We start from the raw sequence: 23,204 nt of genomic DNA on the forward strand, positions 1-23,204 counted from the left end.
CCTCCAGCCCTACCCTAATTTCTATATTTATTCAGGATACTATCAAGCTTATCCGGGTTAACCTGCTTATACACGACATCGTCGATCATCATCGCCGGAGCCAGTCCACAGGCACCGATACAACGGGCTACCTCAAAAGTGAAGAGCCTGTCTTTCGTTGTTCCGCCAACTTCTATGTCCAGGATCTGTTCCAGACGGTCGATAATTTTCTTGCCACCCCTTACGTAGCAAGCCGTACCAAGGCAAACACGGATAATGTGCTTTCCTCTGGGCTGCGTCGAAAAGAAAGAGTAAAAAGTAACAACGCCCGATACCTCCGACAAAGGCATGTTCATGCTTTCTGCAATAAATCTCTGGATTTTCAGAGGCAAATATCCATAAATATTCTGAGCCATATGAAGAACTTGAATCAGGCTTCCTTCTCTATTCTTGTATTTTTCTATTACTTCAGCAATCATGTCCAATTTTTGTTGGTCAGTTTCTTCGCTACAGCAACATTGACAATTCTCAACTTTGTTGCTCATTGTTTACCTCCTTAGGGTACCTATTCGTGTTCAAATTCGCAATCAGTGTCCAAAAAAAAAGAATTCCTCCCTACATTTCTTAATATATCAAAAAACACTAAACTTTTTTGATATACCAAAAAACTTCGTTACTTATTGGCCTTTGTCCCAACAATCACAAACCCAAAAACAAAAAATATCGCCCCCCTGTCATTGAAACTTATCTATGGTATAACACAAACTGTGCTGACACCCTCCAATGGAATCGTTCAAGGTCTCATACCTTTTACGTACAGATCATCAAAACGGGGAAAAGAAATCTCCCAAAGCCGTCCCGGTACAGTAAAAAGTATGCAGCGATAACACAAATATGTAAAAACAACCGTCAATATTTATTTCATAATCCTAAATATCCATCAGAATAAATATAAGATATCCCTTGAAAAATTATAGCACCCGCTAGATTTGACCGCAACACAAAGATACACAAAGAAACCTATAAGCATTCATACCAGAACTTGGAGTATCTATATATATTCCCCTAAATTTGGTCTGCGTCATGGATGCTATTCCACAATATGGCCGTTTCCATAAACAATATATTTGATGGTCGTCAGTTCCGGCAAAGCCATCGGACCGCGGGCATGCAGCTTTTGCGTGCTAATGCCAATTTCAGCGCCAAAACCGAACCTTCCGCCATCGGTAAAACGCGTTGAAGCATTGACATAAACCGCAGCCGCATCGATTTCATTTAAAAAACGCTGAGAGGCCGTGTAGTTTTCGGTAATGATCGTCTCAGAATGCTTCGTGCTATACGTATAAATATGATCCAGCGCTTCGTCAATACTGTTGACAACCTTAACGCTGATAATCAAATCAAGGTACTCCGTCGACCAATCTTCTTCCGTTGCCGGAACAGCATAATCCAAAATCTTTCTGACTCTATCACAGCCGCGGATCTCAACACCGTACGCTTTAAATTTTTTTCCAATCATCGGCAGGTACTCTTCCGCCACCGCCTCATGAACGAGCAAGGTTTCCAGCGCATTGCAGACGCCGGGTTTTTGGGTTTTGGCGTTAAAGACTACCGATACTGCCTTTTCATAATCAGCATCGAGATCAACATAGGCATGACAGACCCCTGTACCGGTCTCAATCACCGGAACGGTGGAATTTTCAACCACTGTCCGGATCAGTCCCGCCCCGCCCCGCGGAATGATCACATCGATATATTTATTCATGCGCATCAGCTGTAGGGCATACGCTCTATCCGTCTTCGGTATAAGCTGAATCGCACCTTCCGGAATTCCATTCTGTTCAGCGGCTTCAGAGATCACCCTGGCCAGTACTTTATTGCTTTCAATCGCTTCCGAGCCTCCGCGTAAGATGCAGGCATTGCCGGATTTTAAACACAGTGCCGCTGCGTCTACCGTCACATTCGGCCGGGCTTCATAAATCATCGCCACAACACCGAGCGGAACCATCGTCTTCTGAATAACCAGACCGTTTGGCCTTTTCCACAGTTCTCCGCCGCCGACAGGGTCGGGCAGCCCGACCACTTCCTTGATCGCATTGCTGATATCCGCAATTCCGGCGCTGGTAAGGCGGAGACGGTTGATTAAGCTTTTCTTGAGGCCCTTTTCCTCCGCTGCCGTAATATCCAGCACATTGGCTTCCAGAATTGCGTCCTGATTATCAAGAAGTGCCTGGGCCATTGCCAACAGTGCTTTATTTTTTGTCTCCGTACCCGTAAAAGCTAATTTGCGTGCCGCATTTTTGGCCCGTTGGCCAATCATGATAAGATCTTCAGCAAAATCCATGATTCAACAACCTCCTGTCAATCTCCCGTACATCCTATTCAATATCTCTTTTATTCAATATCTCATATATTTAATTACATTGCTATCCAAGATTATTCTTTTGCCGACGCCCAATGAATTATTTGACTTTCTTGATCAGTATTCCTGCGTAATCGTCAGGTTATCCCTGTGAACCAGTTCCTCTGCTTTAATTTCCGGAATCAGCCTGCGTATCTCCTCGGAGTGGAATCCTTTGACTTTTTCAGTTTCTTCACTGCTGAATTCGGTAATACCACGGGCAATTTCTTCTCCGCGGTTATTCACAATTTTAATCAGATCTTTGCGCTCCCAAAATCCTTCGATCCCGGTTACTCCGGAAGCGAGCAGGCTCTTGCCGTCATGAAGCAGGGCCTTTTCGGCACCAGCGTCAATGATAACCGTGCCCATCGATAATGCTGCATAAGCCATCCAGCGTTTTTTTCCATTAAGCTTATGCTTCAACGGCGGAAAATAGGTCCCTAAGGGATAGTTTCCTTCGACAATGTCTTTGATCTGGGCAATTCTTGACGCATTCATCAGAAAGGTCGGCGTCCCGAACCGTGTTGCCATTTCAGCAGCCTTTAATTTGGTGACCATGCCTCCGGTCCCAACCGCAGACCCTGTGCCGTCGGCCAGATTTTTTACCTCTGCCACATTCTCTACTTTCGGAATCAGTACAGCCTCCCGGTTATTCACTGGATTGGCTGTAAACAAACCGTCGACGTCCGTAAGAAGGACCAATAGATCTGCGTTGATCATTCCCGCCACCAGCGCGGATAACCTGTCATTATCCCCGAAGCATAATTCTTCGAAGACCACGGTATCATTTTCATTGATGATCGGAACAACTCCGAAGTTCAGCAGTTTTTCCAAGGTATTCTTGGCATTCCGGTAATGTTCGGCTTCAACCAAGTCGATCCGGGAAAGAAGGACCTGGGCACAGCTCATGCCATATTTCTCAAAATAGTACGAATACCTTTCAATCAATATTCCCTGCCCAACAGCCGCCGTGGCCTGCTTGCCGACAATATCCTTCGGACGTTCCTTCAGCTTCATCTTGGCCATCCCGGCAGCAACAGCGCCGGAGGTAACCAGGATGCAGTCTGTTCCCTGCTTTTTCAGTTCAGCAATGACCCCGGCCAGTTGATCGATGACCGTTTCATCAATGCCGCCTTCCGCGAGGCTTAAGCTGTTGCTGCCTATTTTTAAAACCGCCCTTTTCAGGGTATTCATTCAAACATACTCTCCTTCCATCTCTTCAGCCCGTTTGGCACACGCCTCCATAGCCTGATAGACGATATCTGCCAACCCGGCTTGCCGGAAGCTCTCCAGCGCCGCGTAGGTCGTTCCGTTCGGCGATGTAACAGCTTCTCTTAATTCCAGCGAGGTTTTGCCGCTCTCCGCAAGCATTTTCCCTGCACCGACCATGGTCTCTGCGGCCAGAAATTCAGCTTCGTCCCTCGTCAGGCCAAGCTTCTCACCGGCCAGAGCCATCAGTTCCGTTAAGAAATAGAAATAGGCCGGGCCACTGCCGCTGACGGCAGTCAGCGCATTCATTTTGCTGTCGCTAATCCACAGGAATTTTCCTAAAACAGCAAAGATAGCCTCAGCCGTTTTTGCCTGTCCGTCCGTGACACAGCGTCCTCTGGCCAATCCGGATACAGCCTGCAGAACCGCACTGGACGTGTTGGGCATGACCCTGATCACGGCAATGCCCGGAAGCGCCTGCTCGTAAACAGACAGCCCTATTCCTGCTACTACCGTAATAATAAGCTTTCCTGTAAGATTGAACTGAGCGAGCTGGTCAAGAAGACCTTTGATATCTTTAGGCTTTACCGCCAGAAATATAACATCTGATCCCTGAATAGTTTCTGCAAAAGAAGCGCTCGCAACACCATACGTTTGGGCCAGGAGTTCCGCTTTCTCCTGAAATACATCATAGGCCATGATCCGGAAATCCGTGTCCTGCTGAGATAACCCCTTAATCACGGACGAAGCCAGATTGCCTGTTCCAATAAATCCGATTGTCTGCACATTTACACGCTCCATTCTATCCTTAATTTCTTATTTTAATATTTTGACCATTTTTTCCTGTAAGTTTTTCCCTTGATATCTTTCAAATCATTTTGATTCATTAAAGAATACTTTCTGCAGAAAAAATAAATACTTCTCTGTCCATCTAAGGACGAAAGAAGTATATCTTCCGCGGTACCACCTTAATTGCGAATACGCCGCTTCAAGCTCAGATAACGGTGAGACAGCCGTAGGATTATTCATCTCACTTCACAACTGGGTTTCTGTTAACTATCAAGAGAACTTCCAGCTTTGTACACACGTGTACGCAGTTCCCCTCTCTGTATGACCCATTAACATACTGGGTTGATCATCAGCTTTAATTTTCCAATTCCTATTTATTCTAGCACAAAAAATACCCGGAAACAACTTGAATGTTCGATGATGGATATCCCCAAAATACTGGCCGGATATTTGGTTGTCTGATAGATTTCAGGATGATATTCGGATAAAACAAGCTGATTTAGAATAAACCGGCTAATCCAGCTGCCAGCACGAACACGGCAAATATCATTCTGTAGATTGCAAAAATCCGCATCGGTTTTCTTTGTAAATACGAAATAAATTTCTGGATGACGATGACTGCAACCAGGAAGGATACAATGAAGCCGACAGCCAAAGACAAAATTTCCTGCGAAGTAAGTATAGCCAGACCGCCAATTTTTACAACCTTCAGCAGGCTCATCCCAATCATCACCGGAATCGCCAGAAAGAACGAAAATTCCGTGGCGGCTACCGTCGGCAGCCCGGCTACCCATCCGCCAATAATCGTCGATGCCGAACGGGACATCCCCGGAATAACGGCCAAACATTGAAATAAGCCGATCATAACCGCCTGTCTTGGGGAAACATTCAAGTCCCGGTCCCGTCCAACCGGTGCCTTTGTTCTAAGCTTATTCTCGGCGTAGATCATTAAGATTGCGCCGAGGAAAAGCGTTATCGCCACGGGAATCGGGAAAAACAGGTATTTTTCCGCGGTATTGTCAAACAGAATCCCGATCGTAGCGCCAGGAATGCACGCCAGCACAATCATCAGCCAGAATTTCAGTCCGGATTCCTGGTAGCCGACCCTTGACGGGAAGAAATCCACCAACGTCTGTTTGATCTTCTTCCAATAGAGTACAATGACCGCCAAAATCGCTCCAAGCTGAATCACATACGTATACATTTCCACATAATGCGGATTGGTACCCTGAAAGTTGATTAAATTTTGAAAAATAATCAAATGGCCTGTCGATGAGACCGGCAGGAACTCCGTGATCCCTTCCACGATGCCTAAAATAATGGATTGAAGAATAAATTGAATGGTTGCCATATGGTCTCCTTATCTGTGATCTTGATCTATGTATTCCCTTTTTTCTTACCTGGTCTATTTTGGCACTTATACAGGCTGTCTGTCAACCTTAGGTTATAAAACTCCTTTACACTCACCTTTGCAAGCCGGCTCGCGTCTTTATTGCATTTTTCCTTCACCGCCGGATCAAGTCTGGCCACACTTTTTGGTTTGCCGGTTTTTTGACGGTTATATAATCCACAGAAGGAGGAGAGCCTGGTAGTAGGTTAAATTCGTCAGCGCTGACGAATTTGAGCTGCCATTTTGATTCCCGCCTTTTTGGTAGCTTTAATTACAGCATACGTAGACGGGCTTCGGATGGTGAAGGCTTGAGTATAAACCTATCAAAATCGCCTTCCAAAATTGGGGAGCTGGAGGTCACTTTTTTTGCGCCAGAACGGCGCGGCCCTTGCAATCAATTTCATTTAACGCTCATTTAACTTGTCTAGCGAATAAATTTATCTTGTCAAATTATATATTCTATGGTATCATTAGGTTTTATGAAAGGGGGTGTGCATTTGAGCAAGAAACAAATTAATATAATTGAAGAAATTCTCGCTTCAGTTGGGCTTGAATCTTTAAAAGCTTCTGAGTCAAAGAATGTCCTCAAAAAAATCTCCTAAAAAGGGGCGTGATGAAAAATGATGCTAATTTCATATAGCCAAACCTTAAGTGAGTGAAAACGAGTTCCTGATTAAAAATTAAGGAGCTCGTTTTTTTTATTATGTTACTCTGAAAGGAAAAAGAAAGGTTAGTATCACGCAGTCAATCGTTGATTGCCTCGATTCCGAGCCGTTTAAGCTTGTCGAGGTGATCTCGCATGTTTTTGAGCTCCTCCGGAGAGTGCCCCTTCCAGTCCAAAACCTCGCCCATTACTCGTAGTGGGTGTTGGGTTCGGTAGGACCTCGTTGGATTCCCCGGAAACTTCTTGTCCGTCAGATTAGGATCATCCTCGATGGGACCTGTGGGCTCTACACGATAGATTCGACCGGGTCCGTCGCCCACTGCCAGTTCCGCTCCCCACGTTGCCGCATCCAATGTGGCAGTCAGATAGACGTAGTTGGCCTTCTTTCTCTCGCCATAATTAGAGCTATTGCCAGGTTCCAGCATGTCTCTCGCCTTCAGGTCGGCTTTTGTGCCGTGGTAGAAAGGTCCGTGATCCAATGTTTTAGACGGCGTCCGCTCGTTCTTCATATTCATTTCCTATCCTTACCTCCCCGTGGGAAACAGGTTGTTTCCATTACCCACTCCTCGAATATCATAATTCATTGGTAAATAACTTTATACGATTGTTATTGCAACCTCTTTTACTAATTTCATCTGTTATCAATGATTTTGAAATACACAATGCATTTATCCTGTTCTTAAGAAGTGTGTACTGAGAGGTACCCTCAACAAATTTTGGCTGTATTTTTTCACATCTACTGATAGCTGAAGAAACAATTTGTAGAGCTTCTTCTAATTCTTCACTTGTATATTTGTCCATAGTATTGCACCTCAACATTATTTTCAAAGATAAACTGCTTAGCTAATAATATTCATATATTTTTCTATAACCAGCTTATTTAGAATAATTACAAAATGCTTTGCATAATTTAGGCTGGAACCAAGATATATTGTTTCTGAATCAAAAAGAATGTTTTGAGAAATAATAAATATTACAAATTAATGTTAGGGGGCAATATAATGGTAAATAAATCCATATATAGGCGATGGTGGTTTTGGCTATTATGTATCATAGTAATTATCATACTTGTCCAAGCATGTAGTGGCGGTCAGTCTACCCCTGCTCCAACTCCCGCTCCAAATTCGTCTACCCCTCAAACTTCCACTCCCCAGGAATATAAGCTAAATGATGAGGTTAAGGCAGGAAATATTGGGTATTCTGCAAGCGAGGTAAAAAGGAGCACTAAAATCGGGCAAAATGAATATTTGCAAAAAACAACCGAAAATGAATATTTACTAATAAAAGTAAAGGTATCAAACAATGATAAAGAGACTCGTACCATTGATACTAGTTTATTTAAGTTAAAAGATGCTGAAGGCAAAGAATATTCTGCTATGGCTGAAGCAGACATGTATGTAAACGCCGATAATAGTTTCTTTCTAGCCCAGGTAAACCCGGGAACAAGCAAAAGTGGATATATTGTATTTGAAATTCCTAAAAACCTAAAAGGTTTAAAATTACAAGTTTCAAGTGGTTTAGGATGGTCTGGTGGACAGTACCAGATAATAAACCTTGGTCAATAGGCTTGGAAAAGTATAGATTGGGTGTATCCCAAATTCTGTGTAAACTCCAAAATTGATGTAAAACAAGGCTAAATATTTTATGGGAGCAATAGCTTTAATGGCTATCGCTCCTTTTGCCTAATGTACCCTTTGTACAACATGGTATACAAACAAAGAATCGAATTAATTAGATTTATTAATCCAGTGGATAAATAATACAGAAGAAAAGATTATTGATAGTAAAATTAAGGACACTCCTATTATTATCGGAAAATATATACAACTTGAAATTAATTCTTGGGATGTTGTCCATCCATTTGCACCCTCTGGTCTTGATACACTTATTGCTATATCACGACCTCTAAAAAATCCTACATATACAAATAGAACGCCACCCAAAAACAAGGTAACTATAGAAATGAGTGCTTTTGTTTGTTTTTGGAACATCAATATATCCTCCTTGTCCTTGATATCCTACAGATGCGCATTAATTCAAGCACACACAAAACTTTTCAGATCCGTGCAAGGATGCCCGGTTCCGCATGGTCTGTCGCTTAACGTTCCGTGAATTGCCGACGCTTCTCGACTTGATGCATCTTTCCTAAGTGTTGGCAATTCGCTGTTCGTATGAAGTACCATGCGCCCCAAAGACTGACTAAATTAATATCTTTCTAAATATTCTCTAGGTGAAACAATTTCCGGTTTATCAATTTCCACTTCAAAAAAGTCTTTATCCCCGGTAATTAGAATATCTACATCCGACAATAAAGCTGATACTAAAATCGGCAAATCCCCCTTATCCCTTATATCAGGATAGTTTGCGGAATTAATATCAGCAGGTGTGTAAACTAGCTCAAATGCAACCTTACTCAAAAACTTATCAAGCAAATGACTTTTCTCTCTAAATTTCTTTTTAAAAATCTCATTAAGTTCTTCAATAATATGTGAACAGAGTACAAGGGTGTGAGCTTCCGTTACACTTTGAATTACTATAGTGAGCTGAGATTTTGGGAAAAGAATAGCCGAAATAAGCACATTGGTATCAATCATGATTCTCATATTTCTTCTCCCAAATCTCTTTTCTTATATCTTTAACTAAGTTATTAACATCATCTTCAGAATAAATACCCTGCTTTTCAGCTACCCCTTGCATTCCTTCTTGTATTTCTTTCAATGCTATCATGGAGGAATTAGCAAAGACTATCTTATCGCCTTCTTCAATGAAGATAACTTTATCCCCTTCTTTTAAGTTGAGTTTCTTCCTTATTCCTATTGGTATTGTAATTTGTCCTTTTGAGGTTATCCTAGCAAGTTCCATTACAATCACTCCATTCCTTACTTTCCTTACTTCTTATTATACCACATATTATGCGTTATCAACCAGTTGTTTACATCTTCTTCCAAAACACTTTTGCATGGTATTTCACAGTAACGTTCTGCGAATTGCCGAAGTCTGGTTATTACATTCATATTCTCTCAGATTTTGCAAATTCGTTGTTAGGCGACGGACCTGCCCCCATATTCAGAGACGACCATGGACAGACCGTGTAAAAACTCATCCTTAATTTACAGTTATAAAATTGATTTACCAATAATTGCTCTTGTTGTACTACAAATATAAAAATACAAAGGTCTTTTACCCCAGTACTTCAATCAATTTCTTTACTCCCAGTATGTTTATTACTCTTTTAATATTATAAGACAACATTATCAAACTGATTTCAACTTCTACTTTTTCAAAGCCTTTCATCAGCAAATATGCTGCATTCATTGTCCGTTTTATTGTTCCAAATGGATGTTCAGATAAACATCTTCTCAAGAAATACTTTTCTGCATTTTCCTTTAATCGTTTTTGCATTTCTTCTAATATTTCTTCATGTTCCCATCTCTGAATTTCTCTTCCGGTCTTATTTTCTGTGCACTGACTTCTGATTTTGCAATATTTACAACCTTTTGTGTAATAGCTCCTTATTATCTTACCGTTTTTATTTGTTTGTTTTCTGTATGTTAGTTCTTGCTTCCCTGGACATATGTATATGTCTTTTTCTTTTATGTACTCAAATTTCTCGAGCTTATAGCCTTTTCCGCCACTTACTTCTGGCTTGGATACGTAGGGAACCATTCCATTATCTATACAGGCTTTGATTTCAGTTGACTTGTAATATCCTTTGTCTGCTAAAACATCTATGTTTTCAGTTTGCAGTATGTCCTGCGCTTTTAATGCCATGATAGACAGTTGATTTATGTCGCTTACTTCATTTGTTACTTTATAGTCTAATATCAGTTTGTTTCTCTCATCTACTATCGTTTGTATATTGTAGCAGACTTCCATTTTACGGTTGTTCATCATTAGTCTACTGTTTGGATCTGTGCTTGATATTTGGGTTTCTCCCGTTTCTTCCATCTTAGCCTTTAGGGTTTCATATTTTTCTTTGCGTTTTTTAATTGTCTCAATTCTCTCTTGCAGCTCTTCTTTCGTTATCGTTTTTGTGTCTTCTTCATTCTTATCATTTTCTTCAATTTCCTTCAGGTATTCGTTTATCTGCTTCTCAATTTCTTTTATCCTTGCAACAGCTTTTTCTTTTACAACGTTTTGTTTTTTTGAGTTTACTGCTTTAAATTTACTTCCATCTACCGATACTATTTCTCCCCCAAACATTGATAGTTTCTTACAGAGCAGCGTGAATTCTTTAAATACTTTTGGAATTTCTTCTTTGTTGTCTTTCCTGAAGTTTGCTATCGTTTTGTGATCCGGCCTTAGACTCTTTAGAAGCCACATTACCTCTAGATTTCTATGACATTCCTTTTCAAGCTTTCTACTCGATCTTATGGCATTGATGTACCCATACAGGTATAGTTTGAGCAGATCCTTTGGGTTATATGGAGGGCGCCCCGTTTCACTTGTTTTGGAATACTTAAATTCTGTTTCTATATTATCTACAAATGCATCAATAAACTGAACCTCATTGTCCTCTGTTATATAATCATCTATGCTTTCCGGAAATAGTGTAATTTGTTCGCGGTTTATTCCGTTTTTATATGGCATAATTATTCCCCTTATGATTCGGTTTCCTTACTTAATTATACCATATTTATCCATTATTTTCTACGTTTTTACACAGCCTGTGGATGGGAGTCCCTTAAACTTTCCCACAACTATATTCATGTAAAATGAGAATGTAGTGTATGAGAGTAAATATTATATTGACTCTACAAGGAATCATCTTTCTTAGTTGTGAGTTCATTTAATTTATGTTCGATAGATTTTACGTTCTTATCAATTCTCCAAAGCATTTTGATTACCCACATAATAATTGCAATACTCAACATAGCTGCCCAAAATCCCGGTGATAAAAGTAACATAATAAATACCATTCTCCTTTACTGATGATGCACTTTAAATACATAATCTACTGACGGTTGAACAAATGTAAACGGTCAATCAACAGTCTTTTTAAATTCGCAACCGGTTGCGAATTTGATCCATCCAAATTCCTCCCTGGTGCGGAATTACCAACAAAATTCTCATATACAGTCTTTTCAAAAGACGCCATGGATGGCGTCTCCCAAGAAATCCTTAAGTATTTGGATATTTGATAAAACAATATTGATTTAGTCCGGTATGGCTGTCTTCCATAGTTTTAATCAATTGAAATCCCATATGTTCATACATTGGAATATGATTGGGATTATCTGTTTCTAAGATAATTGGAATACTTTTTTCTTTGTAATTCTCAACAATTGGGGTAATCAATGCCCTCAATTTGCCTTTGCCCCGTTCTTCTTGGGCAACAGCAATAACATTAATATGATAATAGTTCTTTTTAACAAATTGTTTTTGCCAGTTTAAATTAATAGCTTTAGAAAGAGCTCTAACGTTATTTGTATATAATTCAAAATCCTCTTTATCAACTTGTTTCCTTAATTCTTGTGTTGCCTGTATACTAAGTATAAGTTGCTTTAACAATTTTAATTTCTTTTTTTCATAGCCTATTATTACTGAATTAAACGTGTCATCTAATGAATAAACATCTCTTGTTTTTTCAAAAACACCTAATTGTATCTGGAAGAGCTTTAAAAGAAATTCTTCCTGATTAATTATCCCTTTTATTTGTAAAACAGTTAAGTGGTCATCAATAAAACACTCTGTCAGAAGCCTAGCAACTGGTTCAATTTGATTTTCAGTCATCCTTATCATATTAATACCTCCAAGCGAAAATCTTCTACTACCATTCCGCACATGGATGTGCGGCTTTTGCATCCTATTACGTATAACGTTTAGGGATTTACGCAGCTTCCCAACCACATTCATCTATACAAAGTTGCGGAAATCCTGTGTTATACGATGCCACGGCAAAGAATTGCCCAAACAATATAAAATCACTTTGGTGCAGTAAAAAAACATGTTTTAAAACCACTATTGTCTATAAGATAATATTTGATGCCATCTTCATTCTCTTCTCTACTTGCCTTTACAATCTCGGCGTTAACTTCAGCAAGTATATCTTTAGAATCATCATTTGAAGGTCTTGCAAATGAATAACTTAATAGCTTTCCATCAAATTCAATTATGTACATTGCCGGATTATTCTTTGTATTGTATTTATCGATTTGGACTTTTGTCTTCTCTCCTCTATTAATACTATCAATAAACTTATCAAGTTTATTGATATTGTAAATTTTTCCTTCTGATTCGACTACATCGCCATTCTCGATCGCTGTCATAGAACTATAATATGGAGAAAAAGCCGAGCAAGCTGATAAAAACAGAATCAATGAAACGAAGAATAATGAGAAAATCGTAAATTTCTTCACGGTTCATTACCACCTTGTTACTTAAATCAAAAATACTTTCTCAAAAACCATTAAGACCCAGTGGTTTCGTAGAACGTCCCGTGAATTCCCGAGGTCTGGTTATTAATTGCATATCCTCTCAGATTTTGGGAATTCACTGTTTATCGGATGGATGAGGCCCCACGGAGCCAGAGTGCGACAGGACGTCGCACCCTTTAGCACTGGGTCTTATGCACCTACCTGACTAATCCAATCTCTTATGTTTGTCCCAATTCTTTCAATATCACGAGTGCCTAATTCTCCACTATGCATTATTACATTACGTGACCTTTCCAACGTATTGAATATTTGCTTTGCCCATTCAATAGATATTACATGATCTTCAAATAAATTAATATTTTGAAGCATTATTGATGCTAAGTCACCAAACTCAGTATAATTAATTAAACTATCTCCTCTTTGAGTATGCCATTTGATTTTATCTTCTTCTAATTTTCTAGATTCAGCTTTTTTTCTAATTGCTTGAGAAACACCATCTTCCCACCAGTTCTCTCCCTTATTTTCAATTAATATTTTCACTACAAAATCTCTCACCATATTTTCAAACGCTGCAATTGCAGCATAAACAGTTGCCATTTGCTTAGCTTTTGCAACAAATTCATCGTCAAGCAAATCTAAAGATAAACTATCAGAAATCTGTTTTTGAATAATCTCCGAATAATGATGTTTACTTACTGTTCCAGATTGATCCAAAGCAACTTTTGTCAATTCTCCTCGCATGATAAACGAATATATCTTGTCATCCATTGATACCATCCCCCTAAATCAAATGCTTTTTTAAGCTTTGGAAGATCGCATCATATACAGCCATATCTCTAGTCTCAGGCAAATGAATCTGTATATTATAATGCAAATCAAGGGATTTCGATCGATCATTTACAGTCTCTTCCAGCCTTTTTTGATCTTCAATGGAGGTCTTTTCATGTGAAGAGTTTCCCTTAACATTTATTACTTCCTTTTCACTTTTCGGAGTAATATTTTTTGCTTTTTCCCAATCTGCATATTCACCTAAAGCTTTAAACGTCATTGCCATCATGCTGATAACTTTTTCTGACTTCTGACCTTGTGTAAGAGTCTTTAATTTATTTTTGACTTCGTCATTTGTCATATTTTGGGCATCGATACGAAGATTAAATAAATCCTCATACGCTTCTTTAATGCCTTCAGCTAAGACTTTCTTCGACTGTGTCTGGTCTAAAAAATCAAAATATCTTTGTGTAGGAGCAGAATTTTCATCAAGCATTCCAACGGCCTTCAATATTCCTATAATTAGTCGATCATTACTACTTGTAAATCCTAGATCGGATAAAAACTTGTTGGTAAAGCGTTCTGGCGCCTTTGCGGTCAAAATAGTATTTAATATACTTTCTAGGTTTTTCGTAGTAACCAAATAATAATTTGTTAACATATTATTACTCCTCCACAATTATAAAATTTAATAACTAATATTTTCACTTATAATATTCCCCTAAACTACAAAGCTTTTCCTAGCTGACGCCACAGGACGTGGCGTCTTTTGCCTCATCTTTCCGATAACTACGGTATTCCCGAACTAAGTTCGTATATACCTCTTTTTTGGTGGTGTTTCCGAACTAGGTTCGGGAATACTTACTTTAAGTGTAATCAATCATCAAAAGTCGACTACCATTACAGACATTATATATCACTGAACTCAGACCCATTTCTTAACGATAATTCCACATTATCCCTCAATTTCCTTTATATTTATTCTCTTTACCTTCTAAATATTGAAAAGAACAAATTAAGCCCGCTTGCAATAATATTATTGCATCTCAACCTCAACTAGAGGTCAAATCAAAAGACCGTAATGACTCAACCATCGTTACGGTCTTTTGATTTAGTCTTCCTTATTCTCTTTGTTTAAAAGAGCGCCAGGATCCAGGTCACCCAATAACTCTTTCGCTTTAGTAATACATACTGTCGCTCACAAGAGCCGAAAAGCGGATAGCATCATGTCGTCAAAAAAAATGCTAATAACAGTCTAAAAACTATTATCAGCATCATCAGTTTGAAGTTTTCCTTTTGTCTAGGGGCCCATCCCAATATTTGACTTAAAGCCAATTTATATTTAAGTGGTAATTTTTACAGCGCGGCCACCACTGCGTCTCCCATTTCTTTCGTCCCAAGCACTTTATCGCCGGGTTTGGCCAGGTCAGCCGTCCGGCATCCCTGATCCAGCACTTTAGCAACTGCCTGTTCAATTCTGTCGGCTTCTTCATTCAGGTCAAACGTATAGCGCAGCATCATCGCCGCCGAAAGGATCGTGGCCAGCGGATTTGCCTTATTCTGGCCGGCAATGTCCGGCGCGGAGCCATGAGCCGGCTCATATAGTCCTTTTTTACCGCTCAGGCTGGCTGAAGCAAGCATGCCGATCGATCCGCCGAGCATCGAAGCCAGGTCGGTCAGGATATCCCCGAACATATTCTCGGTGACAATCACGTCGAACTGTTCCGGATAACGCACCAACTGCATCGCAGCATTGTCAACATACATATGCATCAGCTCGACATCCGGATATTCCTTGGCCACTTCTTCAGCAATCTCCCGCCAGAAACGAGAAGACTCGAGCACATTGGCCTTATCGACCGAGCAGAGCTTTTTCCGTCTGCCTCTGGCAGTTTCAAAGCCAAGCTCAATGATCCGGCGGATTTCGTCTTCATGATAAAGCAGAACATCATAAGCGGCCTTTGGGTTTTCGTTTCTTCCCTTTTCGCCAAAGTAGATTCCGCCGGTCAGCTCGCGGATCACAACCATATCCACATTCTTGACAACTTCTTCCCTTAAGGTGGAAGCCGAAATGAGCGAAGGAATCATCTTGACCGGACGGATATTGGCATACAGTCCGAGTTCTTTGCGGATAGGCAGTAGCGCGCCAAGCTCAGGTCTTTCCTTGGCCGGCAGTGTATCCCATTTCGGTCCGCCGATCGCACCTAAAAGCACCGCGTCGGCCTTCTTACAGGCATCCAGTGTTTCGGCGGGCAGTGCTTTGCCGACTTCATCAATTGCGGCTCCGCCGATCAAATAACGATCGAATTCAAACTTGACCGGGCAGTCTTCTAATGCTGCCTGAAGCACTTTCAGCGCTTCAGGAATAATCTCTCTTCCAATCCCGTCGCCGGGCAATACGGCAATTTTAGGCATTCTTTCTTTTCTCCTTTACGTACGGAACCAGCCCACCGGCTTTGATCAGTTCCTGCATAAATGGCGGAAAGGGAGTAGCCTGAAAACTTGTTCCTTTGCTGATGTTTTGGATCGTGCTGCTCTGGAGATCGACCTCGACTTCGTCACCGGCCTCAATGCCTCTGACAGCTTCCGGGCACTCCAGAATCGGCATCCCGATGTTCAGCGCATTCCGGTAAAATATCCGCGCATAGGATTCTGCGATGATGGCTTTGACACCGGCAGCTTTAATCGCCAGCGGAGCATGTTCCCTGGAAGATCCGCAGCCAAAGTTTTTGCCGCCGATCATCATATCTCCGGGTTGCACGTTGGCCGCAAAAGAAGCATCCGCATCTTCCATACAATGGGCGGCGAGATGTTCCGGTTCAAAGCGGTTCAGATAGCGGGCCGGGATGATGACATCCGTGTCAATATCATGGCCGAATTTCCAAGCTTTACCCATTATCAACGACCTCCCTCGGATGAACGATTTGTCCGCATATGGCTGAAGCCGCAGCGACTGCCGGATTGCACAGGTATACTTCGCTTTCAGGATGACCCATCCGGCCTACAAAGTTCCTGTTTGTGGTGGACAGCGCCCGCTCACCTTTGGCCAGAATCCCCATATGGCCGCCCAGACATGGCCCGCAGGTCGGCGTACTGACTGCTGCTCCGGCTTCAATCATGGTCTGAATCCAGCCGCGGCTCATCGCTTCAAGCAGGATATCCTGGGTGCCCGGGAAAATCAGGCAGCGGATATTCGGATGGATCTTCTTCCCTTTCAGAATCTTAGCCGTGATTTCGAGATCCTCAAGACGTCCGTTCGTACACGAGCCTATCACAACCTGATCTATTTTCAAACCCTTTGCTTCCTCCACCGATTTGGTGTTCTCCGGAAGATGCGGGAAAGCGATCTGCAGCGGAATATCTTCCGTGTCAAATTCGTAAACCTTCTCGTATACGGCATCCGGGTCGCTATGATAAACTTTATAATCCCTTTTTGCCCTGGCTTTGACGTACGCCAGCGTAATCTCGTCCGGTTCAATGATCCCGGCCTTGCCGCCAGCCTCGATCGCCATATTGCACATCGTCAGCCTGTTGTCCATAGAGAGTGCTTTGATGCCGTTTCCCGTAAATTCCATCGCTTTATAGCGGGCACCGTCAACGCCGATTTTGCCGATGATATATAGAATCAGGTCTTTGCCGCCGACATACGGCTGGAACTTTGTGCCGTGAAAAACAAATTTCAAGGTCTCCGGAACTCTGAACCAGGCTTCGCCTGTGGCCATCCCGGCCGCGCAATCCGTACTGCCTACGCCGGTCGCAAACGCACCGAGTGCACCGTACGTGCAGGTATGGGAATCGGCGCCAATGATCAGGTCACCGGGAAGTACCACCCCCTGCTCCGGAAGCAGACAATGTTCGATGCCGACTCTTCCGGTATCCCAGTAATGTTTAACCTCATGTTTCCGGGCAAAGTCGCGAACGATTTTGCATTGTTCCGCGGAGGCAATATCCTTGTTCGGGGTGAAATGGTCAGGTACCAGTGCAATTTTTTCTTTGTCGAATACCTTCTCAATTCCTAATTTTTCAAACTCTTTGATCGCGACCGGAGCTGTAACATCATTGGATAAGACCACATCCAGTTTGGCATTGATGATTTCTCCGGGAACGACTTTATCTACTCCGGCATGGGCTGCCAGAATTTTTTCGCTTATCGTCATACCCATGGGCAACAACCTCCTTTTTCATGTGCTCCTTAACATTATCTCATCTCCGTAAACATTCCGTACGCGCAGATGAGATAATAAGTATCCGCAATCATGCATCATCGCGGCCTGTTTTACCTCCAGTTATCATCTTTGCTTCAGGCTGATCCAACCTTTACCGAGCGCCCTGTTGACAGCCTGGACATAGGCCTTGACGCTGGCCTCGATAATATCCGGACTGACACCCCGGCCGGCAACAGTGTGATCACCGAACGAAACCGTTACGGTTACTTCACCCTGAGAATCCTCGCCGACGTCAATTGCCTGTAACGAGAAATTCTGCAGTTTTCCTTCAATCCCGACAATTTTGTCGATTGCCTTATAGGCAGCCGCTACAGGGCCGTCACCATAAGCCGCTTTCGCCAGCTCATTATGATGCTCTTTCCCATCTTTCAGCTCTAGGCCAATCGTTGCCGTAGGCTTCAGGTTATTTCCGCTTAGAATCTGCCAGTAATTTAAGGCCAGTGTTTCCTCTGCCTCCTGCGTTTCAGCAAGCGCATAAAGATCAGCTTCCGTGATAATCTTTTTCTTCTCAGCAAGGATTTTGAAGTCTTCAAAAAGCTTCTCAAAGCGTTCTTCACTGACTTCAATGCTCAGGTCGTCCAGAGACTGTTTGACCGCATGCCTCCCGGAATGTTTGCCGAGGACAATCGTATTCATGTCAAGTCCGATGGCATCCGGGGACATAATTTCATACGTACTACGTTCCTTCAGAACCCCGTCCTGATGAATGCCTGATTCGTGCGCAAAAGCGTTCTTACCTACAATCGCTTTATTCGGCTGGACCCTCATACCGGACAGTCTGCTGACCAGACTGCTGGTCCGGGAAATCTCCCGGGTGATGATACCTGTCTCGACCCCATAAAGGTCTTTCCGGGTGTGCAGCGCCATGGCCAATTCTTCCAGCGCAGCATTCCCGGCCCGTTCTCCGAGGCCGTTGACCGCACATTCAATTTGATGAATACCTGCCTTGACTGCAGCCAGGGAATTCGCGACGGCCAATCCGAGATCATTATGGCAGTGGACGCTGACTTTGACTTTTTCAATGCCATCGGTTTTGTCCATGATCGCCTTGACGAACTGAGCAAATTCTGCGGGCATCGCATACCCGACGGTATCCGGAATGTTAATCACAGTAGCTCCGGCCTTAATGACCAGTGAGAATACCTTGGCCAGAAAATCCACATCGCTGCGGGACGCATCTTCAGCACTGAATTCGACATCACTAACTTTGGATTTTGCCAGTTTGACCCCATAGACAGCGCGTTCCAACACCTCATCCGGTGTTTTTCTGAGCTTGTATTGCATATGAATCGGAGATGTCGCAATAAACGTATGGATTCGCGGGCTTTCCGCAATATGAATTGCCTCCCAGGCCCTTTCAATATCCTTAGATTCAGCTCTGGCAAGCGCAGCAATGGTCGTATTCCTGACTTTTTCGGCGATCAAAGATACAGCCTCAAAATCGCCCGGAGAAGTGATTGGAAAACCAGCTTCAATAACATCCACACCCAATTTTTCCAGCTGACGGGCAATCTGCAGCTTCTCCTCCATATTCAGCGCAACGCCGGGAGACTGTTCCCCGTCCCGCAGCGTTGTGTCAAAAAATTCAATCCGTCTCACCCTATCCACCCCCTGCGCTTCGAATCAATTTTATACATAAAGATTTTTTCCGGGTAGGTCTCCGTAATATATCGCCGCTTACGGCAATTGAGCCCTCCTGGCTCAAAAAGCCGCGCTGCGCACTCCTTGCTCCGCTTACGCTGGCTATATATTACGGAGACTAATCTTTGGAATATATTTTAGTTATATTATTCTGAAAAATACATTGTTGGAATCGACATGCAAGTATAACATTCTAGAACACAGATTCTTTTAAAAAACCAAACATCTAAATTCTATATTCTGGAAAGAGTTAGCTTATAAAAACTGCTGTATCATACTTAAGATCAGTCTGGGGGCCACAGTTCCGCGACAAGCGAAGCACGGATTGCGCAGCGCGGCTATTTGAGCCATGGAGGGCTCAATTTGCCGAAAGCGGTACTGTGGCCCCCAGACCTACTTGAATATATTATTGTACCTGCGAACCTACTCAAATAGTCAAAATAGGGATTCGGCAGACTTTATTTCTTCTTCAGCCACGGCATCATGGAACGGAGTTCCTGACCGACTTTTTCAATTTTATGTTCGGCATCCCTGCGGGTCATGGCATTGAAGACCGGACGGCCAACCTGATTTTCGGAGAGCCATTTGCGGGCAAACTCCCCATTCTGGATTTCGGAAAGGACCTTCTTCATTTCCTTGCGGGTTTCTTCCGTAATGATGCGTCTGCCGACCATCAGATCCCCGTACTGGGCTGTATCGGAAACGGAGTAGCGCATCCGGCTGATTCCGCCTTCATACATCAGGTCGACAATTAATTTCAATTCATGCAGACACTCAAAGTAAGCGATTTCCGGCTGATAACCGGCTTCTACAAGTGTATCAAAACCGGCGCGGACCAATTCGGACGCACCGCCGCAAAGTACTGCCTGTTCACCGAATAAATCGGTTTCGGTCTCTTCAGCAAACGTGGTTTCAATCAGCCCTGTGCGGGTACAGCCGATCCCTTTGGCATAAGCGAGACCGATCTGATGCGCATTACCGGTAGCATCCTGATAGACGGCGATCAGTCCCGGAGTTCCTGCGCCCTCAGTGTAAGTCCGGCGCACCAGATGTCCCGGGCTCTTCGGAGCGATCATGATCACATCGACATTAGCCGGCGGCACGATTTGACCAAAGTGAATGTTAAAACCGTGTGAAAAACAGAGTACTTTGCCCGCAGTGAGCGATGGTTCGATTTCTTCCCGGTAGATCCTGCTCTGGGTCTCATCAGGCAGAAGGATTTGAATCAGGTCCGCTTTGGCTGCGGCTTCAGCGACTGTCATCACCGTCAGACCGGCTTCTTCGGCTTCTTTCCATCTCGGGCTGTTTTTACGCAAGCCCACAATCACGTTCAAACCGGAATCTTTAAGGTTTTGGGATTGAGCATGACCCTGGCTTCCCCAACCCATTACCGCAATCGTTTTTCCTTTCAGCAGTCCCATATCAGCATCTTGATCATAATACATTTTAGCCATGTTATTTACTCTCCTTATTCATTATTTATTTAAGTGAAAATTTATTAGTAAAGCATCTATCAGTCGCTTACCGTATTAATTATCAGATCGGGCAATCACAATTTTACCGGTTCTGACAAGTTCGAGAATGCCGTAAGATCGCATCGTTCTGACAAACGCATCGATCTTATCTTCATCCCCGGTAAGCTCGATCGTTAGGTTATTTTTGCCCATATCAACGACTCTGCCCCTGAAGATGTCTACCGTTTGGAGTACTTCGAGCCGGGTATCCGATTTAACCTTGACCCGGATCAGGGCCAGCTCCCTGTTCACCACGGACTCCTGGCTCAGATTGGTCACCTTATGGACGACAACCAATTTATGCAGCTGCTTGGTGACCTGTTCAATGACCTGGCTGTCACCCTCGACCACGATCGTCATCATGGAAAGGTCCGGATTTTCAGTCTGACATACCGTCAGGCTGTAGATATTGTAGCCCCGCCGGGAAAACAGGCCTGATACCCTTGCCAGGACCCCCGGATCATTTTCAACCATTACTGCGAGTGTATGCAGCATTATTCCTTCCCCTCCAGTATCTCGGTAATTCCCTGACCGGCAGGAACAAAAGGAAGTACAACTTCATCCGGTGAGATCGTGAAATCCAGCAAAAACGGTCCGGGCGTTGCAACAGCTTCCTTCAAGGCGTCTTCAACTTGATCGGCCTGCTCGACTCTGCGCCCTTTGATCCCGTAGGCGTCGGCAAGCTTTACAAAATCGGGATTGGCATCCAGCTGGATTTGGCTGAAACGCTCGTTAAAGAGCATTTTTTGCATCTGCCTAACCATGCCTAAAACCCCGTTATTCATCAGGACTATTTTTACGGGAAGGTGATATTGGACCGCAGTGGCGAGCTCATGGATGCTCATTTGTAAAGAACCGTCTCCGGTAACCAGAAAGACCAGACTGTCCGGTTTCGCAAACTGGGCGCCGATCACAGCCGGAAGACCAAAACCCATCGTTCCCAGACCCGCACTGGTAATAAAATGTCTTTCTTGATTAATCGGACAGAATTGAGCCGCCCACATTTGGTGCTGTCCGACATCTGTTACCACGATCGCTTCTTCCCCGCTGATTTTCCCCATCGCTTCCAAAATCGTCTGCGGATTGAGGCGGCCATCCTGCTCATAGCTTAACGGGTATTCCTTTTGCCAGCTCCTGAGTTCGTTCCACCAATCCTGAATGGCCGGCGGATTGATTTTGGTAAGGAACTCTTCCAGGACAAGTCTGGCATCTCCGACAATCGGGATATGTGCCCGGATGACTTTGCCGATCTCGGCAGGATCGATGTCAATATGAATGACTTTCGCCTTCGTGGCAAAACGGTGCTTCAGCCCGCTCGTGACCCTGTCGTCAAAGCGGACACCGATCGCAATCAGTAAATCACACGCATCTACGGCAAGATTGGCAGTAATGGTCCCATGCATTCCGACCATCCCTAAATGATTCGGATGTTTGGATGGGACACTGCCAATGCCCATCAGGGTCGTGACCACAGGAAGATTGGTTTTTTCGAGTACTTCCTGAAGAATCTTGCCGGCTCCGGAGGTTATGACGCCTCCCCCGGCATAAACAACCGGTTTTTTGCTTTGGGCCAGTGCTCTGGCTGCTTCAGAAATCTGACCGGGATTTCCCTTGGTAAAAAATTTATAGCTTTTCAGCGCCACTTTGGACGGATAAGGCTCATTGACCTCTGCTGCCATAATATTCTTCGGCAGATCGATCAGGACCGGACCCGGGCGGCCTGTACTCGCAATATAAAACGCTTCTTTCACAATACGCGGGATATCCCTAGCATCTTTAACCAGATAGGAATGCTTCGTTATCGGCATCGTGATCCCCGTAATGTCAACTTCCTGAAAAGAATCTGTCCCCAACAGATGGGTCGATACCTGACCGGTTAAGATCACAAGCGGGATGGAATCCATATACGCATTTGCAATTCCCGTGACCATATTGGCGGCTCCCGGACCTGAGGTAGCCAGACAGACACCCACCTTGCCACTGACCCGTGCGTAGGCATCGGCGGCATGAACAGCACTCTGCTCATGTCTTGGCAGGATATGACGGATCGAGCTGTCCAGAAGCGCATCATACAGTGCTAGCAAAGATCCGCCGGGATACCCGAAGATCAGCTCTACCCCCTCCTGGTCCAGTACATCGAGCAGCGCTTTGGCGCCATTATAATTATCCAAAGCAAGACTTTCTTCGTCTTCCCAGGTAATTTCAGGGTCTCTGGCTATTAAGGCGTCTTCTTTGGACTTATCCAT

At 43.4% G+C, this 23,204-nt stretch carries 22 protein-coding genes; 1 reads left to right on the plus strand and 21 read right to left on the minus strand.

Annotated features, from left to right (window positions below; genetic code table 11):
* Positions 1 to 14: 14 nt before the first annotated feature.
* The 6 genes from nuoE to arr all read right to left on the minus strand — a co-directional run bounded on the left by nuoE (position 15) and on the right by arr (position 6,947).
* A complete protein-coding gene (gene nuoE / locus DEHRE_RS08435) occupies positions 15 to 524 on the minus strand; it encodes an NADH-quinone oxidoreductase subunit NuoE (protein WP_019225926.1) in 510 nt (169 codons plus the stop codon).
* 545 nt (positions 525 to 1,069) lie between these two features.
* Positions 1,070 to 2,323, minus strand: coding sequence for a glutamate-5-semialdehyde dehydrogenase (locus tag DEHRE_RS08440; RefSeq protein WP_019225925.1), 1,254 nt, complete (start codon positions 2,321 to 2,323; stop codon positions 1,070 to 1,072).
* Positions 2,324 to 2,458: 135 nt separating this feature from the next.
* Positions 2,459 to 3,574, minus strand: coding sequence for a glutamate 5-kinase (proB, locus tag DEHRE_RS08445; protein ID WP_019225924.1), 1,116 nt, complete (start codon positions 3,572 to 3,574; stop codon positions 2,459 to 2,461).
* Entirely contained in the window at positions 3,575 to 4,375 is an 801-nt protein-coding gene (proC, locus tag DEHRE_RS08450) for a pyrroline-5-carboxylate reductase (RefSeq protein ID WP_019225923.1), read from the minus strand.
* A 502-nt stretch (positions 4,376 to 4,877) separates the two neighbouring features.
* Complete coding sequence (locus DEHRE_RS08455) at positions 4,878 to 5,729, minus strand: undecaprenyl-diphosphate phosphatase (protein WP_019225921.1); 852 nt, start codon at positions 5,727 to 5,729, stop codon at positions 4,878 to 4,880.
* 783 nt (positions 5,730 to 6,512) lie between these two features.
* Positions 6,513 to 6,947, minus strand: coding sequence for an NAD(+)--rifampin ADP-ribosyltransferase (gene arr, locus DEHRE_RS08460; protein ID WP_019225919.1), 435 nt, complete (start codon positions 6,945 to 6,947; stop codon positions 6,513 to 6,515).
* 486 nt (positions 6,948 to 7,433) lie between these two features.
* Between arr and DEHRE_RS08470 the strand changes: the two genes are divergently transcribed.
* Positions 7,434 to 7,997: a DUF4352 domain-containing protein gene (locus tag DEHRE_RS08470; RefSeq protein WP_019225917.1), complete on the plus strand. Its 564-nt coding sequence runs from the start codon at positions 7,434 to 7,436 to the stop codon at positions 7,995 to 7,997.
* Positions 7,998 to 8,159: 162 nt separating this feature from the next.
* Here the strand turns inward: DEHRE_RS08470 and DEHRE_RS08475 are convergent, their stop codons facing one another.
* The 15 genes from DEHRE_RS08475 to ilvB form a co-directional block, all read right to left on the minus strand.
* Positions 8,160 to 8,423 carry a hypothetical protein gene (locus DEHRE_RS08475; RefSeq protein WP_019225916.1) on the minus strand — a complete coding sequence of 88 codons (264 nt, stop codon included), beginning with the start codon at positions 8,421 to 8,423 and terminating at the stop codon, positions 8,160 to 8,162.
* A 213-nt stretch (positions 8,424 to 8,636) separates the two neighbouring features.
* Positions 8,637 to 9,035, minus strand: a complete 399-nt coding sequence (locus tag DEHRE_RS08480; RefSeq protein ID WP_019225915.1) for a putative toxin-antitoxin system toxin component, PIN family — start codon at positions 9,033 to 9,035, stop codon at positions 8,637 to 8,639.
* Positions 9,019 to 9,294, minus strand: coding sequence for an AbrB/MazE/SpoVT family DNA-binding domain-containing protein (locus DEHRE_RS08485; RefSeq protein WP_019225914.1), 276 nt, complete (start codon positions 9,292 to 9,294; stop codon positions 9,019 to 9,021). The genes DEHRE_RS08480 and DEHRE_RS08485 overlap by 17 nt, the downstream gene beginning before the upstream one ends.
* A gap of 318 nt (positions 9,295 to 9,612) precedes the next feature.
* Positions 9,613 to 11,022 carry an IS1182 family transposase gene (locus DEHRE_RS08490; RefSeq protein WP_019226930.1) on the minus strand — a complete coding sequence of 470 codons (1,410 nt, stop codon included), beginning with the start codon at positions 11,020 to 11,022 and terminating at the stop codon, positions 9,613 to 9,615.
* Positions 11,023 to 11,553: 531 nt separating this feature from the next.
* On the minus strand, positions 11,554 to 12,174 hold the full coding sequence (locus DEHRE_RS08495) for a GNAT family N-acetyltransferase (protein WP_019226852.1): 621 nt from the start codon (positions 12,172 to 12,174) through the stop codon (positions 11,554 to 11,556).
* Between the two features lie 182 nt (positions 12,175 to 12,356).
* Positions 12,357 to 12,791 carry a DUF4362 domain-containing protein gene (locus DEHRE_RS08500; protein WP_019226851.1) on the minus strand — a complete coding sequence of 145 codons (435 nt, stop codon included), beginning with the start codon at positions 12,789 to 12,791 and terminating at the stop codon, positions 12,357 to 12,359.
* A 207-nt stretch (positions 12,792 to 12,998) separates the two neighbouring features.
* Positions 12,999 to 13,577: a Swt1 family HEPN domain-containing protein gene (locus DEHRE_RS08505; RefSeq protein ID WP_019226850.1), complete on the minus strand. Its 579-nt coding sequence runs from the start codon at positions 13,575 to 13,577 to the stop codon at positions 12,999 to 13,001.
* Positions 13,578 to 13,590: 13 nt separating this feature from the next.
* On the minus strand, positions 13,591 to 14,238 hold the full coding sequence (locus tag DEHRE_RS08510; RefSeq protein WP_019226849.1) for a DUF5343 domain-containing protein: 648 nt from the start codon (positions 14,236 to 14,238) through the stop codon (positions 13,591 to 13,593).
* A gap of 695 nt (positions 14,239 to 14,933) precedes the next feature.
* The gene (leuB, locus tag DEHRE_RS08515) at positions 14,934 to 15,992 is read right to left on the minus strand and encodes a 3-isopropylmalate dehydrogenase (RefSeq protein WP_019226848.1); all 1,059 of its coding nucleotides are present in this window, start codon (positions 15,990 to 15,992) and stop codon (positions 14,934 to 14,936) included.
* A complete protein-coding gene (locus tag DEHRE_RS08520) occupies positions 15,985 to 16,473 on the minus strand; it encodes a 3-isopropylmalate dehydratase small subunit (RefSeq protein ID WP_019226847.1) in 489 nt (162 codons plus the stop codon). The genes leuB and DEHRE_RS08520 overlap by 8 nt, the downstream gene beginning before the upstream one ends.
* Entirely contained in the window at positions 16,466 to 17,740 is a 1,275-nt protein-coding gene (gene leuC / locus DEHRE_RS08525) for a 3-isopropylmalate dehydratase large subunit (protein ID WP_019226846.1), read from the minus strand. Before leuC ends, DEHRE_RS08520 begins: the two co-directional genes overlap by 8 nt.
* A 126-nt stretch (positions 17,741 to 17,866) precedes the next feature.
* Positions 17,867 to 19,402 carry a 2-isopropylmalate synthase gene (locus DEHRE_RS08530; RefSeq protein ID WP_019226845.1) on the minus strand — a complete coding sequence of 512 codons (1,536 nt, stop codon included), beginning with the start codon at positions 19,400 to 19,402 and terminating at the stop codon, positions 17,867 to 17,869.
* A gap of 500 nt (positions 19,403 to 19,902) precedes the next feature.
* Positions 19,903 to 20,898 (minus strand): ketol-acid reductoisomerase, encoded by a 996-nt coding sequence (ilvC, locus tag DEHRE_RS08535; RefSeq protein WP_019226844.1) that lies wholly within the window; start codon positions 20,896 to 20,898, stop codon positions 19,903 to 19,905.
* Between the two features lie 75 nt (positions 20,899 to 20,973).
* Positions 20,974 to 21,453, minus strand: a complete 480-nt coding sequence (ilvN, locus tag DEHRE_RS08540) for an acetolactate synthase small subunit (protein WP_019226843.1) — start codon at positions 21,451 to 21,453, stop codon at positions 20,974 to 20,976.
* The gene (gene ilvB, locus DEHRE_RS08545; RefSeq protein WP_019226842.1) at positions 21,453 to 23,204 is read right to left on the minus strand and encodes a biosynthetic-type acetolactate synthase large subunit; all 1,752 of its coding nucleotides are present in this window, start codon (positions 23,202 to 23,204) and stop codon (positions 21,453 to 21,455) included. The genes ilvN and ilvB overlap by 1 nt, the downstream gene beginning before the upstream one ends.

Origin of the sequence: Dehalobacter restrictus DSM 9455 (genome assembly GCF_000512895.1) — a bacterium.
In the GTDB taxonomy this organism is placed as follows: Bacteria; Bacillota; Desulfitobacteriia; order Desulfitobacteriales; family Syntrophobotulaceae; genus Dehalobacter; species Dehalobacter restrictus.

Coding starts and splice junctions, on each gene's coding strand:
- nuoE (WP_019225926.1), bottom strand. CDS start 524: ATGAGCAACAAAGTTGAGAATTGTCAATGTTGCTGTAGCGAAGAAACT.
- DEHRE_RS08440 (WP_019225925.1), bottom strand. CDS start 2,323: ATGGATTTTGCTGAAGATCTTATCATGATTGGCCAACGGGCCAAAAAT.
- proB (WP_019225924.1), bottom strand. CDS start 3,574: ATGAATACCCTGAAAAGGGCGGTTTTAAAAATAGGCAGCAACAGCTTA.
- DEHRE_RS08455 (WP_019225921.1), bottom strand. CDS start 5,729: ATGGCAACCATTCAATTTATTCTTCAATCCATTATTTTAGGCATCGTG.
- arr (WP_019225919.1), bottom strand. CDS start 6,947: ATGAATATGAAGAACGAGCGGACGCCGTCTAAAACATTGGATCACGGA.
- DEHRE_RS08470 (WP_019225917.1), top strand. CDS start 7,434: ATGGTAAATAAATCCATATATAGGCGATGGTGGTTTTGGCTATTATGT.
- DEHRE_RS08475 (WP_019225916.1), bottom strand. CDS start 8,423: ATGTTCCAAAAACAAACAAAAGCACTCATTTCTATAGTTACCTTGTTT.
- DEHRE_RS08480 (WP_019225915.1), bottom strand. CDS start 9,035: ATGAGAATCATGATTGATACCAATGTGCTTATTTCGGCTATTCTTTTC.
- DEHRE_RS08485 (WP_019225914.1), bottom strand. CDS start 9,294: ATGGAACTTGCTAGGATAACCTCAAAAGGACAAATTACAATACCAATA.
- DEHRE_RS08490 (WP_019226930.1), bottom strand. CDS start 11,022: ATGCCATATAAAAACGGAATAAACCGCGAACAAATTACACTATTTCCG.
- DEHRE_RS08495 (WP_019226852.1), bottom strand. CDS start 12,174: ATGATAAGGATGACTGAAAATCAAATTGAACCAGTTGCTAGGCTTCTG.
- DEHRE_RS08505 (WP_019226850.1), bottom strand. CDS start 13,577: ATGGATGACAAGATATATTCGTTTATCATGCGAGGAGAATTGACAAAA.
- DEHRE_RS08510 (WP_019226849.1), bottom strand. CDS start 14,238: ATGTTAACAAATTATTATTTGGTTACTACGAAAAACCTAGAAAGTATA.
- leuB (WP_019226848.1), bottom strand. CDS start 15,992: ATGCCTAAAATTGCCGTATTGCCCGGCGACGGGATTGGAAGAGAGATT.
- DEHRE_RS08520 (WP_019226847.1), bottom strand. CDS start 16,473: ATGGGTAAAGCTTGGAAATTCGGCCATGATATTGACACGGATGTCATC.
- leuC (WP_019226846.1), bottom strand. CDS start 17,740: ATGGGTATGACGATAAGCGAAAAAATTCTGGCAGCCCATGCCGGAGTA.
- ilvC (WP_019226844.1), bottom strand. CDS start 20,898: ATGGCTAAAATGTATTATGATCAAGATGCTGATATGGGACTGCTGAAA.
- ilvN (WP_019226843.1), bottom strand. CDS start 21,453: ATGCTGCATACACTCGCAGTAATGGTTGAAAATGATCCGGGGGTCCTG.
- ilvB (WP_019226842.1), bottom strand. CDS start 23,204: ATGGATAAGTCCAAAGAAGACGCCTTAATAGCCAGAGACCCTGAAATT.